Annotated in this window: 10 protein-coding genes; 4 read left to right on the forward strand and 6 right to left on the reverse strand. The window is 73.2% G+C overall.

Annotated features, from left to right (window positions below; translation table 11 throughout):
- Window positions 1-46: 46 nt before the first annotated feature.
- Both ACIRJR_RS00805 and ACIRJR_RS00810 read right to left on the reverse strand, forming a co-directional pair.
- Window positions 47-1,384 (reverse strand): gluconate:H+ symporter, encoded by a 1,338-nt coding sequence (locus tag ACIRJR_RS00805; RefSeq protein ID WP_403771744.1) that lies wholly within the window; start codon window positions 1,382-1,384, stop codon window positions 47-49.
- A 100-nt stretch (window positions 1,385-1,484) separates the two neighbouring features.
- The gene (locus tag ACIRJR_RS00810) at window positions 1,485-2,456 is read right to left on the reverse strand and encodes a 5-dehydro-4-deoxyglucarate dehydratase (protein ID WP_403771747.1); all 972 of its coding nucleotides are present in this window, start codon (window positions 2,454-2,456) and stop codon (window positions 1,485-1,487) included.
- Between the two features lie 97 nt (window positions 2,457-2,553).
- On the opposite strand from ACIRJR_RS00810, the gene ACIRJR_RS00815 reads away from it, so the two are divergent.
- A complete protein-coding gene (locus ACIRJR_RS00815) occupies window positions 2,554-3,342 on the forward strand; it encodes an IclR family transcriptional regulator (protein WP_403771750.1) in 789 nt (262 codons plus the stop codon).
- A 178-nt stretch (window positions 3,343-3,520) separates the two neighbouring features.
- Here the strand turns inward: ACIRJR_RS00815 and ACIRJR_RS00820 are convergent, their stop codons facing one another.
- The 4 genes from ACIRJR_RS00820 to ACIRJR_RS00835 form a co-directional block, all read right to left on the reverse strand.
- Window positions 3,521-4,747 carry a cysteine desulfurase-like protein gene (locus ACIRJR_RS00820; RefSeq protein WP_403771753.1) on the reverse strand — a complete coding sequence of 409 codons (1,227 nt, stop codon included), beginning with the start codon at window positions 4,745-4,747 and terminating at the stop codon, window positions 3,521-3,523.
- A 214-nt stretch (window positions 4,748-4,961) separates the two neighbouring features.
- Window positions 4,962-6,437, reverse strand: coding sequence for an aldehyde dehydrogenase family protein (locus ACIRJR_RS00825; RefSeq protein ID WP_403771756.1), 1,476 nt, complete (start codon window positions 6,435-6,437; stop codon window positions 4,962-4,964).
- Window positions 6,438-6,759: 322 nt separating this feature from the next.
- Entirely contained in the window at window positions 6,760-8,319 is a 1,560-nt protein-coding gene (locus ACIRJR_RS00830; protein WP_403771759.1) for a polysaccharide lyase family 1 protein, read from the reverse strand.
- A 658-nt stretch (window positions 8,320-8,977) separates the two neighbouring features.
- On the reverse strand, window positions 8,978-10,186 hold the full coding sequence (locus ACIRJR_RS00835; protein ID WP_403771761.1) for a CaiB/BaiF CoA transferase family protein: 1,209 nt from the start codon (window positions 10,184-10,186) through the stop codon (window positions 8,978-8,980).
- Between the two features lie 242 nt (window positions 10,187-10,428).
- Between ACIRJR_RS00835 and ACIRJR_RS00840 the strand changes: the two genes are divergently transcribed.
- The 3 genes from ACIRJR_RS00840 (at window position 10,429) to ACIRJR_RS00850 (ending at window position 14,548) form a co-directional block, all read left to right on the forward strand.
- Window positions 10,429-11,862 (forward strand): hypothetical protein, encoded by a 1,434-nt coding sequence (locus ACIRJR_RS00840; RefSeq protein WP_403771764.1) that lies wholly within the window; start codon window positions 10,429-10,431, stop codon window positions 11,860-11,862.
- A 101-nt stretch (window positions 11,863-11,963) separates the two neighbouring features.
- Entirely contained in the window at window positions 11,964-13,274 is a 1,311-nt protein-coding gene (locus ACIRJR_RS00845; RefSeq protein WP_403771766.1) for an AAA family ATPase, read from the forward strand.
- Window positions 13,271-14,548, forward strand: a complete 1,278-nt coding sequence (locus tag ACIRJR_RS00850; RefSeq protein ID WP_403771769.1) for a VWA-like domain-containing protein — start codon at window positions 13,271-13,273, stop codon at window positions 14,546-14,548. The genes ACIRJR_RS00845 and ACIRJR_RS00850 overlap by 4 nt, the downstream gene beginning before the upstream one ends.
- The last annotated feature ends 8 nt before the right edge of the window (window positions 14,549-14,556 follow it).

Consider the following 14,556-nt stretch of genomic DNA (forward strand, 5'->3'; position numbering starts at 1 on the left):
GGTCGGATTCCTTGGGTACGAGAGGGGCAGGGGTGGGATCAGGTGTTCAGGGACTGAGGGTGTCGAGGGCCCACTCCGCCGCCAGGACGCCGCCGAGGCCGAGGACCGCGAGCACCGTCGTGTAGCCGGTACGGACCTTGATCGCCTGGATGACCGAGAGGTTGAAGTACTCCTTGAACAGCCAGAACCCCGGGTCGTTGACGTGGGAGAAGGCGATCGATCCGCACGAGACGGCGAGCACCATCATCTCGGGGTGGGTGCCGCTGCCCGCCAGGAGCGGCAGCACCACGCCGGAGGCGGTGACCACGGCGACGGTCGCGGAGCCCAGCGCGATGCGCAGGATGGCGGCGATGAGCCAGGCCAGGATGATCGGTGAGACGGACCAGTGCTCCGTGAGGTCCTTGATGTAGTCGGATATCCCGCCTTCGACGAGGACGTTCTTGAAGGCACCGCCCGCGCCGATGACCAGGAGGATCATCGCCATCGCCTGGGCCGCCGAGGCGCAGGACGCGCTGACGTCGGCCAGACTGCGGCCGATCCGCGGCCCGAACGCCCAGGCCGCCAGGAGCAGGGCCAGCAGGAGCGCGATGGGCGCCGACCCGATGAAGGCGACCCCGTGGAGGACGGGGCTCTCACCGGTCGTGAGCATGTCGGTGACGGCCGCTCCGGCGATCAGCACCACCGGGAAGAGGGCGACGAACAGCGACCAGCCCATGCCCGGCATCTCCTCGTCGGTGAACTCGCGCTCACTGACCAGACCCTTGGGCATGGAGGGGTTCATGGCCCTGACGAACGGCAGGCGCGGCCAGACCAGCGCGACGAGCGCACCCACGGGTACGGCGATGAAGAGGCCGTAGAAGAGGGTGTGTCCGACGGAGGCGTGGAAGGTCGCCGCCACGGCGGTGGGGCCGGGGTGCGGCGGCAGGAAGCTGTGCATGGTGGACAGCGAGATCGACATCGGCAGGCCCACCCACAGCAGGTTCACGCCGGTGACCCTGACGAGCGTGAACGCGATGGGCACGATGATGATGAAGGCGACCTCGTAGAACATGGTCACGCCGATGAGCATGGACGTGACCACCATGGCCAGCTGGACCCCGCGCGGCCCGAAGGCGTCGAGCAGTCTGCCCGCGATCCGCTGGGCCGCTCCGGAGTCGCCCATGACCCGGCCGACCATGGCGCCGAGGCCGATGGTGAGCATGGTGTCGCCGATCTGGTCCCCGATGCCCGCGGAGAGGACGTCCGGGATCTCGACCGCCGGGATCCCCTGGACCAGCGCGACGCCGACCGCCACGAGGAGGAGCGCGGCGAAGCCGTTGAGTTTCATACGGGTCATCAGGAGCAGCAGCACGACAACGCTGATCCCGACCACGAGGAGCGGCATGTCAGTTCCCCTTTGAACTGTCGGACGGTGGGGCGGTCGGACCGCCGGCCCGCGAGGACTCCCCGGGGGGAGCGACGGGCCGGCGCTGTGAGGGCGTCGCTCAGGCGGAGCGGTGGCGCGGGGCGCCGACCAGGTCCAGCCCGGCGTCGAGGACCTGCTCCAGGTCGGCGAGGTCGCCCGGGCAGGGGTCGGTGAGCGGGGCGCGCACGGGACCGACGGGAAGTCCGCGCAGCCGGGCGGCGGCCTTGACCAGGGACACGGCGTACCCCGGGACGCGGTCGCGCAGCTCGACCAGAGGGACGTAGAAGTCGCGCAGGAGCCTTCGCGTCACCGCGTCGTCGCCGTCCCTCAGCGCGGCGAAGAAGGCGTCGGCGATCTCGGGGGCGAAGGCGTGGACGGCCGATGAGTAGGCGGGGACGCCCACGGTGGAGTACGCGCGGGCCTGGATCTCGGCGGTGGCGGCGCCGTTGAAGAAGAGGAAGCCGCCTGGTGCGGCGAGGGTGAGGCGCTGGAGCCGGTCGAGGTCGCTGTGCCCGTCCTTGAGTCCGATGACGCCGGGGATCTCCGCGATGCGGCGCACCCCGTCGGCGTTGAAGGTGACCTGGCCGCGCTGGTAGGCGATCAGCGGCAGCCGGGTTCCGGCCGCGATCCGGCGGAGCTGCTCGACCAGGCCGTCCTGCGGTGCCGCGACGAGGTAGTGGGGCATGACCAGCAGGGCGTCGGCTCCGGCCTCCTCCGCGATGCGGGCGAAGCGCAGCGCCTGCGCCCAGCCGTAGCCGGTGCCCGCGACCACGGGCAGCCGGCCGCCGGCGGCCTCGACCGCCGTCCGTACGACCGCGCGGTACTCGTCCTCGTCGAGCGCGCCGAACTCGCCGGTCCCGCAGGCCGGGAACAGGGCGCCGGGGGCGGTGGCCACCTGGGCGGTCAGATACGCCCGGTACGACTCCAGGTCGAGGCCGCCGTCGTCCCGGAAGCTGGTGAGGGGGAAGGAGAGCACCCCTTTCGCCATGCCGTCCCGCAGCCGCTGGGCGACGCCTTCGGTGTCCGCGCTGAACCGCTCCACAACTCTCATCCCCATATGCAGATGGCGTACATGTATGAGAACGGAGGTTAGGCGGGTGAACGCGACGGGGTCAATGGGTACGGCGGCCCGGATCTAGGATGAGGAGATGCCGGAGAACAACGGGGTCCGCGGGGTGAAGTCGGCGTCCCGCACCGTCGCGCTGCTCGAACTCCTCGCCGCACGGGGTGACCGGCCGGCCCGCCTCGACGAACTCGCCGAGGAACTGGGCGTGCCACGCAGCAGCATGTACCAACTGCTGCGGACCCTGATCGACTGCGGCTGGGTACGCACCGACACGACCGGGTCCCTCTACGGCATCGGCATCCGCGCCCTGCACACGGGGACGAGCTACCTGGACAGCGACCCGCACGTCCGCGCGGCCCGTCCCCACCTCGACGAGGCGTCGGACGCGCTCGGCGAGACGATCCACCTGGCCCGGCTGGACGGGCCCAACGTCGTCTATCTCGCGACGCGCGAGTCCCATGAGTACCGGCGCACCCTCAGCAGGGTCGGCCGCAGGATCCCGGCCCACGCCGGAGCGCTCGGCAAGGCTCTGCTCGCCGAGCGCCCGGATGACGAACTACCCCTCCCCGAAGGCCCCCTGACGCCCCGTACGGAGCACACGCACACCGACCGCGCCACCCTGCTGGCGGACCTCGCCGGAGTGCGCGAACGCGGCTACTCCGTCGAGCGCGAGGAGACGGTGACGGGCATCGCGGGCTTCGGGTTCGCTCTGCGGTACGACTCGCCGGCCGTCGACGCGATCAGCTGCTCCGTGCCCGTGGAACGGCTCAGCGAGGAGCACGAGACCCGGGTCGTGGCGGTCATGCGGGAGATCCGGACGAAGATCGAGAGCGTCCTGTCCCCCGCGTCGGGCGCTCCCGACTGGCGCTGACCAGGCGCGGCCGGGAGGGCGAAAACGGGCAGGAGCACCGGACGGCCGGGAAGGCGGGACAGCCCGCAGGGCGGGACAGGCGGGAGCCCTGGCCGCCGGAGGCCGCCCCGCCCGGGACGGCCCCCCGGCCCTGATCCGCCGGGCCCGAGCGAGCGCCCGGCCGACGCCGTCCGCCGCCTCAGCCGCGCGGCACGTCGAGCGCGTTCAGCAGCCGGTCGACGTCGTCGTCACACGTGTAGGGCGCGAGACCGACCCGTACGCCGCCCTCGTCGCCCAGCCCCAGCCGCCGGGACGCCTCCAGCGCGTAGAACGATCCGGCCGGCGCGTCCACACCGCGCTCGGCCAGGTGCCGGGAGACGTCTCCCGGCGTCCTGCCCGCCACCGTGAACAGGGTCGTCGGGGTACGCCGTGCCGCCCTCGAATGCACCGTGATGCCGTCCAGCGCGGCCAGCCCCTCCTCGATGCGCCCACGCAGCCGGTCCTCGTGCGAGGCGAGCGCCGTGAACGCGCGGCCCAGCCCCTCCCGGCGGCTGCCCGCGCCGGGGACGAGACCTGCGAGGAAGTCCACGGCGGCCGTCGCACCGGCCAGCAGTTCATACGGCAGCGTGCCGAGCTCGAACCGCTCGGGAACCGCGTCGGACGACGGCAGCAGCTTGTCCGGCCTCAGGCTCTCCAGCAGTTCGCGCCGCCCCGTCAGGACGCCGAGGTGCGGCCCGAGGAATTTGTAGGGAGAGCAGACCAGGGTGTCGGCTCCGAGCGCGGTCAGATCCAACGTGGCGTGCGAGGCGTAGTGCACCGCGTCGACGTGGAAGAGCGCGCCGGCCCCGTGCACCAGCGCCGCCAGGGCCGGGATGTCGGGGCGGGTGCCGATCAGGTTGGAGGCGGCGGTGACGGCCACGAGCCGGGTGCGGCGGGAGAGCACGGCCTCGATGTCCCCGGTGCCCAGCTCACCCGTCGCGGGATCGAAGTCGGCCCACCGGACCGTCGCTCCCACCGACTCCGCGGCCTGGATCCAGGGCCGTATGTTCGAGTCGTGGTCCAGCCGGGACACCACCACCTCGTCACCCGGACCCCACTCCTTGGCCAGGGTGCGCGCCAGATCGTAGACGAGCTGCGTGGCGCTGCGGCCGAACACCACCGTGTCCGCCTCCGATCCGAGCAGATCGGCCAGCGCCCCGCGCGCGCCGGCCACGATCGCCTCGGCGTTGCGCCCGCCCTCCGTGAGCACCCCGCGGTTGGCCAGCGGCCGGGTGAGCGCCTCCGTGACCGCGTCGATGACCGGCTGGGGCATCTGGGTGCCACCGGGCGCGTCGAAGCGGGCCGTTCCCGCCTTCAGCGCCGGGAAACAGGCGCGGACCGCCTGTACGTCGAGGGTGTCGGGGGTGGGGCCGGTCTCGCTGCTCAAGGGGTCTCCAGGGGGGAAGGGCGGATGGCCGGAGCGGCGCGGGTCAGCCCACGCGCTCCTTCACCCGGGCGGCAGGTAGCAGGCCCGGCTCGGGCGCACACCCAGCCGGACCAGGGATTCCAGGCTCAATGATGGCAGCACCGGTCGGGTCTGCGAGGGGGCGGAGGGGCCGTCCCGGGCGAGCCGTCCTGGAGCTCCACGGGCCGCCGGACCGTCAGAAGGGATAGCGCTCGATGTGCGCCTGCGCGGTGATCCACTGCACCTCGGAGAAGGTGTCCAGGCTCGCCCTGCCCCCGAAACGGCCTCCCGTGCCGGACGCCTTGCTGCCGCCGAAGGGGGCCACGGCCTCGTCGTCCACCGTCTGGTCGTTGATGTGCACCGCGCCCGATTCGATCCGGTCGGCGAGCTCCCACGCGGCGAAGGCGTCCCCCGTGAGGATCGACACGGACAGCCCGTACTCCGAGGAGTTGACGAGGTCGATGGCCTCGTCGACGGTCTCGTACGCGACGACGGGGGCGACGGGGCCGAACACCTCCTCGGCGAACGCCGGTGAGTTCAGCGGGACGTCGGTCAGGACGGTGGGCCGGTAGAACAGCCCGTCGTAGGTGCCGCCCGCGGCGAGGACCGCGCCCTGCTCGACGCTGCGTGTGACGATCGAGTGGATCCGGTCGCGCTGCCGCTCGTCGATGACCGGGCCGAGGGCGTTGGCCGGGTCGGTGGGATCGCCGACCGGGAGGGCGTTCGCCTTCTCGACGAGCCTGGCGGCGTACTCGGCGGCCTGCGACACGTGGACCAGATGGCGGCCGGTGGTCATGCAGATCTGGCCCTGGTGCAGGAACGAACCCCAGGCGCCGGCCGAGGCCGCGGCCTCCAGGTCGGCGTCCGGGAGGACCAGGAGGGCGTTGTTCCCGCCCAGTTCGAGGTGGACCTTCTTGAGCAGGGGGCCGGCGGCCGTGCCGATGGCCCGTCCGGCCGGGGTGGAGCCGGTGAAGGAGATGCAGGGGACGTCCGGGTGCGCGACCAGGGCCTCACCGACCTCGGCGCCGCCGGGCAGGACGTGCAGCAGCCCCTCGGGCAGTCCCGCGTCGGCCAGCAGTTCGGCGAGGGCCAGGCCGCCGGAGACCGGGGTGCGCGGATCGGGCTTGAGGACCACCGCGTTGCCCGCGGCCAGGGCGGGGGCGACGGAACGCAGGGCGAGGATGGCGGGGAAGTTGAACGGGCTGATGACGCCCACGACACCCAGCGGGACCCGGCGGACTGCCGAGAGCCTCGGCTTGGAGCTGCGGAGCAGCTCGCCGTACGGCTCCGAGGTCAACGCGGCTGCCTCGTTGAGCTCCGCGACGAGCAGCCCGACCTCGAACCGCGCCTTGCCCTGGCCGGAACCGGATTCGGGGACGAGCCACCGCACGATGCGGTCCGGGTCCGCGGCCAGCAGGGCGGAAGCCTTGATGAAGACCTGCGCACGCTCGGCGTGGCCGAGCTTCGCCCAGACGCGCTGTGCGGTCCTGGCCGCCACGACGGAGGCGTCGACGTCCCCGGCGGTGGCCGCGCCCACGGTCGCGACGGTCGTGCCGGTGGCGGGGGCGATGACGTCCAGGGTGCCGCCCCGCGCCGCACGCCAGGAGCCGTCGAAGATCTTCGCTGACCAGATCGGCGCGGACGCGGAGGGGGTGGAGTCTGTGCTGGTCATGGCGCTTCCTTGTCGCGGGTCGGGGTCGGATCGGCCGGTGTGGAGCTCACACGGCCCGGTCCCCCGATTGCATCACAGGGCTCGTCGCGGGGCTGGTCGCCGTCCGGGAGGCCCTGTTGCCGGTGGCTCGCGGGGGCGCCTCCCGGACACGCGGAGCGGGGGCCGTCGCATGGACAGGAGCGGGGGCCGTCGCATGGCGACGGCCCCCGCTCCGGGATGTCCGGCGGCGAGCCGTCGTCACGGCTCACCGCCTCCTGCCCCGCGGCCGCCCCGGCGGTTCCGGGGCAGCCGGCCCCGGGCACGTGCCCGGGCCTGGCCACTGTCAGGCGTACGTCTCGAATTCGGCGACCTTCGGCGTCCCCGTCGAACCCGTGATCTCGAAGGTGACCTTCTTCAGTGAGGTCTGGGGGATGGTGATCGTCCCCGAGCCGCTGCCGGACTTCAGGACGGCACCGGTGTCACCGTTGATCAGCTTCCAGGAGCCGATGGCGGAGCCCGACGCCTCCCGGATGTTGACCTTCGACACGGAGGTGGCGGTGGACCACTTGACCGAGATGGAGCCGGTCGAACCGGCCGGCGACCAGAAGGTGTTCAGGTTGCCGTCACGCACGTTGCCGTAGCTCGACCCGGAGGCCTTGCTCGAGCCGTCGGCCCCGGCCGCGAGGCTGAGGTTGGTGCCGCTGGGCTGCGTCGGGTCCGGCGTGGGGTCGGTCGGGTCCGGGGTCGGGTCCGTCGGGTCGGGGGTCGGGGTGGGCGTCGGGGTGGGCGTGGTCGGCGAGCAGCTGCCGTCCGACACCTTCAGGCCCTTGTTGGCGCCCGCCGTCTGGCCCACGATGCCGGGCACACAGCTCGCCGCGTCGAGGGTGAAGGCGTAGGGGATGCTGACCGTGGTGTTGGACGTCGGGTTCGGACCCGCCGGGTTGTTCTCACTGCCGCGCGCGGACCACGTCACGTTGTCGAACGTGTTGCCGCTGACCTGCCAGTAGCCGGCCGCGTCGGTGTAGAAGGTGCCCAGGACGTCCTTGGAGTCCTTGAAGTAGTTGTTGTCGACCTTCGCCTTCGCCCCGGCCCGGGAGTTGATGCCGGACTCGTTCAGCTTCACGTAGTAGTTGTTGTACATGTGGGCGATGCCGCCGCGCAGCAGGGGGGCGCGGGAGTCGATGTTCTCGTACAGGTTGTGGTGGTACGTGATGAAGCCGTTCGAGAGCTCGGTCTCGCTCGACCCGATGAGTCCACCGCGGCCGGAGTTGCGCAGGGTGCTGTAGGACAGCGTGACGTACTGCGTGTTGTCCTTCATGTCGAAGAGGCCGTCGAAGCCCTCCGACTCGCCGCCCGAAGCCTCGAGCGTGGTGTGGTCGACCCAGACGTTGCGGACGCCACTCTCCATGCCGATGGCGTCACCGCCGTTGGACGTGGGCGAGCCGGACTTCTTGACGTTCTTGACCGTCACGTTCTGGATGATGATGTTGCTGGACTCACGTATGTGGATGCCCAGCTGGTCGAAGACGGCACCGCTGCCGACACCGACGATCGTGACGTTGCTGATCTGCTTGAGCTCGATCACCCCGGCGGCGGTGTTGCAGCTGTCGCCCGACACCTTCGCGGTGTTGCCGTGGTTGATCGTCCCCTCGACCTCGATGATGATCGGGGTGCTGTCGCTGGCCCGGTTGCACAGCGCCGTGTGGATCGCGGTGCCCGTGGTGGCCCGCACCGTCTGTCCGCCGGCACCGCCGGTGGTTCCGCCGTTCTGAGTCGCGTAGCCGGTGGCACCACCGGCTACCGCGGCCGATGCCTCGGGCATCGTCAGGACCACGCCGGTCGCGCCCGCGACCGCCATCGTGGCCACTGCCGCATACAGTCGCCGTGCGACTGATCGTCTCATGTTCGTGTCCCCATTCGTCTGCGCATGCTGAGGTGATCAGCTGCTTCGTGCCGCGGTCGCAACGGCGAGCCTCCGGGGCTGCCGCCCGGTCAGGGGGGCAGCCTCCGAGGCTGGTTGTGCAGGAACTTCTCGATGCGGCCGGGACGGCCCTTCAGCCGTGACCCGACCCCTGAGCAGGCCCTGTGCCGAACCGGTGGCGGCTCATGCACGTGCGTCGCGAGGCCGTCACGACGCACGCTTCCACCGGAACGGCGCCCAGGAGGGGAAAGCGCTTTCTGTTCGTGACAATAGAGCGGCCCGGCCCCGACTGACAAGGTTCATGACACTTGCGAATCCAGCCCCACCGTGCCGCGCACGGGCCCCTCCGCGACTGCGGGGGCCGCAGACCGCCACGAAGGGCGTGGACCGCCCAACTGCCGTACGAAGAAGGCGTTCCGGTACGCCGGAACGCTCGGTCAGGTGGGTGCCGGAGCTGGGCGGCCCCCTCGGAGGAGACCGCCCGTCCGCCGGGTGCGCGCCCACGACCCCGACCGCGTCACCCTCGGACAGGACGTCGGGGGTGCTCATGCGGAGAGGCCTCCTTGCCGCGGTCGTGCCGGCGTCCCGGATGGCCGGACGGCGCTGCGAGCCGCCGTGGGTGCGGGGGCCGGCGAGCTGCTCAGACGGCGCCGCGGGCGCGCAGTTCGTCGATCCGGGCGGGTGTCCGCCCCAGCTCCGCCAGGATCCGCTCGGTGTGCTCACCGAGGGCGGGGACGGCCTCCATGCGCGGGGTGGTGCCGGCCAGGTCGACGGGCGGGATGAGGGCCTTCACCGTCTCCCCGCCGGGTACGGGCACGTCCCGCCAGCGGTCCCGGCCGGACAGCACGGGATGCTCCAGGAACTGCTTCACGTCGTTGACCGGCGCGTTGGCGATGCCGATGGTGTCGAGCAGCTTCATCACCTCGGCGCTGTCCGACAGGGCGATCCGCTCGGCCACGAGCGCGTCGACCTCGTCGCGGTGGCGCACCCGGGCGGACCCGGTGGCGAAGCGGGGGTCGTCGGTGAGGGCGGGCGCGCCGAGGAACCGCTCGCACAGGGCGGCCCATTCACGCTCGTTCTGCACGGACAGCAGGACGTCCCTGCCGTCGGCCGCCGCGTAGGTGCCGTACGGGGCGATGGTGGCGTGCCGGGTGCCGACCCGGGGCGGCTGGGTGCCGCTGTACGCCGTGTAGTAGGCGGGCTGGCCCATCCACTCCGCCAGCGCCTCGAACAGCGAGACCTCCACGGCGCGCACGGTGCCGCGGGTCGCACGCGTGAACAGGGCGGTGAGGATGCCGCTGTACGCGTACATGCCCGCCGCGATGTCGGCGACCGACACCCCGGCCCGGGCGGCCTCCCGGGCACTGCCCGTCAGGGAGACCAGGCCGGTCTGGCACTGCACCAGCAGGTCATAGGCCTTGCGGTCGGCCCAGGGGCCACTCGATCCGTAGCCCGTGACGGAACAGGGGATGAGCGACGGGAAGCGCTCCGCCAGTGCCTCGGCTCCCAGGCCCATGCGTGCGGCGGCTCCGGGTGCGAGGTTCTGCACGAACACGTCGGCCGTGCACAGGAGTTCCTCCAGGATGCCCCGCCCCTCCTCGGACTTCAGGTCGAGCGTCACCGACTCCTTGGACCGGTTCAGCCACACGAAGTAGCTGGACTGGCCGTGCACCGTGGTGTCGTAGGCGCGGGCGAAATCGCCGCCGTCCGGGCGCTCCACCTTGATCACCCGCGCGCCGAGGTCGGCGAGTTGGCGGGTGGCGAAGGGTGCGGCGACCGCCTGCTCGATGCTCACGACCGTGATGCCGGACAGCGGCAGGTCGTCGGCGGGCGCTGCTTTCTCTGCCATGCGTTGTCCTCCGGAGGTGTCGGTGACCCGGGCGGGAGTGCCATCATGTGCGTTCGTGCGGAGCCGGGGGAAACCAGGGCACCCCTCCGCCACGGGTGGCCCGCTGACGGTGCCGAAGGCCGAGGCCCCGGCGTCCTGGCCCAAAAGGTGTGGCCCCCGCGGGCCGTCCGGGCTACGCTCCCGCCGATGACTACTCGATGTGTTCGCAGATTGGGGGTCCCGTCCGCGCAAGGTGAGTGCTGATGCTCACCGGGACCGCGTTCGGAGATTCCCGCCTTTCCCTCTGGCTGCACGTGCGCGACGTCGCCGTGCCGCCCCTCATGATCCGTACGGCGACGGCCCGGCGCACCGTCGGCGACTGGGCGGGGGCGTGCGCCGCCGCCGGATTCGACGTCGACCTCGACCTGCGTTCCGTCTCCCGCGTCCACGGCGGTGACACGGCGGCCCGCCTCCGGGCGGACCTGCGCCGGCTGGCACCCGATCTGCTGCGGTGGCACCTGCCGAGGACCGCGCCCGACGGCTTCCTGCGGCCGGGTACGACCCTCGTCCTCGCCCGGTACGCCGAGCCCGGGCACGCACGCCCGGTGGACCTCGTGGCGCGCACCGCACCAGCCTGGGCGGGCTCCGGGCAGCGGATCAGCCTCGCCGTGTGGGACGGAGCGGTGCCATCCGGCCGGGAGTCCGGGCCGCGCGGTTACCGCGCCCCCGACCGTCGATTCCGGCTCGACCTGCACCGCCATCTGTGGGACGCGAGCCGCAGCGGTGAACTGCGCGCGCGTTCCGGGGACGTTGCCGCCTCGCGCGGACCGCACCGCCGGCCCCCGCCCACGTGGGCCTCGTCGGTTCCGGACCCGGAGCGGTTCGCACTCGACAGGTGGGCCGCCGAGGCGGCCCTGCTGCTGAGGGCGGAGGAACGTCCCGGGGGAGGCCGGGTCGCGGTCCGCCTCGGCGCCCGGCGCCGGCTCCTGCTGGACGTACGCCCATCTCCCGTCAGGCCGGGGGGAAGTGACGGAACCATGGAGGTGCGGTCGGCATACCTCGCACGGGCGGGCGCCTGCCCAGGGCTGCCGGTCCTCCCCGACGCCGCCACCTGGGTCCTGCCCGATCTGGAACTGCTGCGCGGCGGCTGGATCGCGGCCGGCCGGCTGCACCCCCTGGTAGCGGCGGCCCTGGCGCCGGGAGCAGGCCGGGACGGCCCCGGCGCGGACGAGTCCACGGGCACGGACGACGCGGTGCCACGCGTCGTGGAGTGCCGAGGCTCGCGGCACCGGATCGGCCTGGTCGACGGAGCGCTGGCCCCGCTGGACCACGACCCCGCAGAGATCCGGCGGGAGGAACTCCTCGCCGCGCTCACCGGCACGCCGCTCCCCTGCCTCCAGGTCATCGACGCGGCGCACCGCCGCCCGGGCCGGCTCGCCGACGTCCGTGACCGGCTGGCGCACGGCGATGCCACCGGCGCGCTGGCCAGGGTCGAGAGCACGCTCGGGGCCGGGGCGCTCCTGCGCGACGGCGATCTGCGCGACGCGCTCCACGAGGCCGCCGGACAGCGGGTCAGGCACGGCCTGTTCAGGGCTGGACTGACCGGTGGCGGCCCCGGGCGGCAGGAGCCACCCGGCCGCGCGCCTTCCCGCCCCGCCACCCACCGTTCCCGGCCCCGGCAAGCGGCCTCTCGCTGACCTCTTCCGGAAGCGGATCCGCTTCGGTCCGCCCCTCCTTACCCCTCGCGCGTCCGTCCGCGGGCCGCGACCGCCTTCGACGACCCCTCAGGTGATGCCTCATGCCCACGTACACCCCGTTCTCCCCGGCGCCGCAGCCGACGGATCCCTCCGCCGCCTCCGCCCCGGCCACCGCCCCCTTCGCCTCCTCCCTCTCCGGACCGGCCACGCGCCTCGACGTGTCGGGGGAGCTGCTGGCGCTGCTGCGCGACACGACCACCGCACCACGCCCGGACGCGCAGTTGGAGGCGCTGACCCTGGCCGTGTCGGCCGACCTGCCCGTCCTGCTGTGGGGCGAGCCCGGCATCGGCAAGACGGCCGCGCTCACCCAGCTCGCCACCACCCTGGACCTGCCGCTGACCACGGTGATCGCGAGCGTGCACGAGCCGTCGGACTTCTCCGGACTCCCCGTCATCGGGGACGATCCGGCGGAGAACGGCATCCCGATGGCTCCACCGGACTGGGCGGTACGGCTCGTACGGGCGGGACGCGGCCTCCTGTTCCTCGACGAACTGTCCACCGCGCCGCCCGCGGTGCAGGCGGCGCTGCTGCGGCTGGTACTGGAGCGCCGGGTCGGCGCTCTGCGGCTGCCGCCCGGCGTCCGCATCGTGGCCGCCGCCAATCCCCGGTCCTCCGCCGCCGACGGCTGGGAACTGAGTCCGCCGCTCGCCAACCGGTTCGTCCACCTGCGGTGGGTCCACGACGCCGAGGTCGTGGTGCGTGGCCTCGGTGGTGTCTGGCCCCGGGCCACGCTGCCGACGCTCGATGCCGGCCGGCTGCCCGAGGCCGTGGCGTTCGCCCGCCGCGCGGTGTGCGGACTGCTGGGCGCGCGGCCCGCCCTGGTGCACCGGCTGCCCTCCGGCGAGGCCCTGCGGGGCGGCGCCTGGCCCTCGCCCCGCAGCTGGGACATGGCACTGTGCCTGATCGCGTTCGCCACAGCCGCCGACGCGTCGCGCGACGTCCTGTCGCTGCTCGTCAGAGGCACGGTGGGCGACGGTCCCGGGCTGGAGCTGCTGGCCTACCTGGACAGGATGGACCTGCCGGACCCGGAGGAACTGCTGGCCGATCCCGGCGGCGCGGAGCTGCCGGACCGAGGCGACCTGCGGCAGGCGGCCCTGGACGCGGTGGTCGCCGCGGTCCGCGCCCGACCGGAGCGAGCCCGGTGGGACGCCGCGTGGGCGCTGTTGGCGAGGGCGGCGGAGACCGGTGCCCCGGACCTGCTGGTCGTCCCGGCGACGACGCTCGCCTCCCTGCGCCGCGAAGACTGGGACGTGCCGGTGTCGATCGAAGGGCTGGCCGGGGCGGTCTCGGTGTCCCGGCGGGCCGAACTGGCGACGGTCCGGGCCCTGTCCGTGGCGCGGGCGGACCGGTGAACGGTTCCGCCCCCGGCCGGCCGGTCGCGCCCCGCGCCGTCCCCGGGAGCGCTCTGGACACGGGCAAGCTCTTCGCCGCCCGCCTGCAGGCCGCGCGGGTCCGTCCCTATCTGGCGACGGCACTGTTCGCCCTGCACCCCGTGGAGAGCAGCCGGGTACCGACCATGGCCGTCGACGCGCACTGGAGGTGTTACGTGTCGCCCGCCTACGTGGACCGCACCCCTGTGGAGGAGCTGGCCGGGACGTGGGTGCACGAGGTGTCCCACCTGCTGCGCGACCACCACGGGCGCAGCGACCGCTACGCGCACCGGCACGAGCTGAGCGGCGCGGCCGAGCGGCTGCGGATGAACATCGCGGCCGACTGCGAGATCAACGACGACGTCTTCGGTGACGGCCTGGCAGAGCCCGAGGGGGCCGTCCTCCCCGGGCACCTCGGCCTGCGGGACGGCGAGCTGATGGAGGACTACCTCCGCCAGTTCCGGCTGGGGCCGCACACCGCCCACCTGGCGTGGCTGGAGTGCGGCAGCGGCGCGGACGGTCTCCCGCGCCCCTGGGACCTGGGCCCGGACGGGGCGTACGGGCTCAGCCCGCAGGAACGGGACGCGGTCCGCTTCCGCGTGGCGCGGGGGATCGACGGACGTCCGGGGAGCGCGCCCGCCGGGTGGCGGAGGTGGGCGGAGGAGGCATTCCATCCGCCGCAGCCGTGGCGGCAGTTGCTGGGTGCGGCCGTGCGCTCGGCGGCCTCCGCGCCCGGCACGGGAGAGGACTACGTCTACGGCAGACCGGCCCGGCGCTCGGCCGCGGTTCCCGGCGCCGTCCTGCCGAGCCTGCGGCGCAGACCGACGCGGGTCGTCGTCGTGATCGACACCTCGGGATCGGTCAGCGACGCCGAACTGGGCAGTGCGCTGCTGGAGGTGGCGGCGATCTCGCGGGCGGTGGGCGGCCGCGGCGATCTCGTCGGCGTACTGCCGTGCGACGCGGCGGCGGGCCGGGTCCGCCCCCTGTGCGGGGACACGGAGGGCGTCGAGCTGCTCGGCGGCGGGGGAACGGACCTGCGTACGGGCTTCACCCGGGCCCTGGAGTCCCGGCCCCGTCCGGACGTCGTGGTGGTCCTGACCGACGGTCAGACCCCGTGGCCGTCCCGTCGGCCGGCGTGCCGGACGGTCGTGGGGCTGTTCGGCCGTCACCACGGGGGCTCGTCCTACGACGAGTCCGATCCCGAGTACCGCCCCGACGGCCCACCCGCGTGGGCACGGGTGGTGACCGTCGGTTGATCCCGCGT

This window comes from Streptomyces sp. NPDC102402 (assembly GCF_044765765.1).
Classification (GTDB): domain Bacteria; phylum Actinomycetota; class Actinomycetes; order Streptomycetales; family Streptomycetaceae; genus Streptomyces.

What these genes read in the sequence shown, in the direction of transcription:
- ACIRJR_RS00825 (WP_403771756.1), bottom strand. Translation starts at nt 6,437, where the DNA reads ATGACCAGCACAGACTCCACCCCCTCCGCGTCCGCGCCGATCTGGTCA.
- ACIRJR_RS00810 (WP_403771747.1), bottom strand. Translation starts at nt 2,456, where the DNA reads ATGAGAGTTGTGGAGCGGTTCAGCGCGGACACCGAAGGCGTCGCCCAG.
- ACIRJR_RS00830 (WP_403771759.1), bottom strand. Translation starts at nt 8,319, where the DNA reads ATGAGACGATCAGTCGCACGGCGACTGTATGCGGCAGTGGCCACGATG.
- ACIRJR_RS00805 (WP_403771744.1), bottom strand. Translation starts at nt 1,384, where the DNA reads ATGCCGCTCCTCGTGGTCGGGATCAGCGTTGTCGTGCTGCTGCTCCTG.
- ACIRJR_RS00835 (WP_403771761.1), bottom strand. Translation starts at nt 10,186, where the DNA reads ATGGCAGAGAAAGCAGCGCCCGCCGACGACCTGCCGCTGTCCGGCATC.
- ACIRJR_RS00840 (WP_403771764.1), top strand. Translation starts at nt 10,429, where the DNA reads ATGCTCACCGGGACCGCGTTCGGAGATTCCCGCCTTTCCCTCTGGCTG.
- ACIRJR_RS00815 (WP_403771750.1), top strand. Translation starts at nt 2,554, where the DNA reads ATGCCGGAGAACAACGGGGTCCGCGGGGTGAAGTCGGCGTCCCGCACC.
- ACIRJR_RS00845 (WP_403771766.1), top strand. Translation starts at nt 11,964, where the DNA reads ATGCCCACGTACACCCCGTTCTCCCCGGCGCCGCAGCCGACGGATCCC.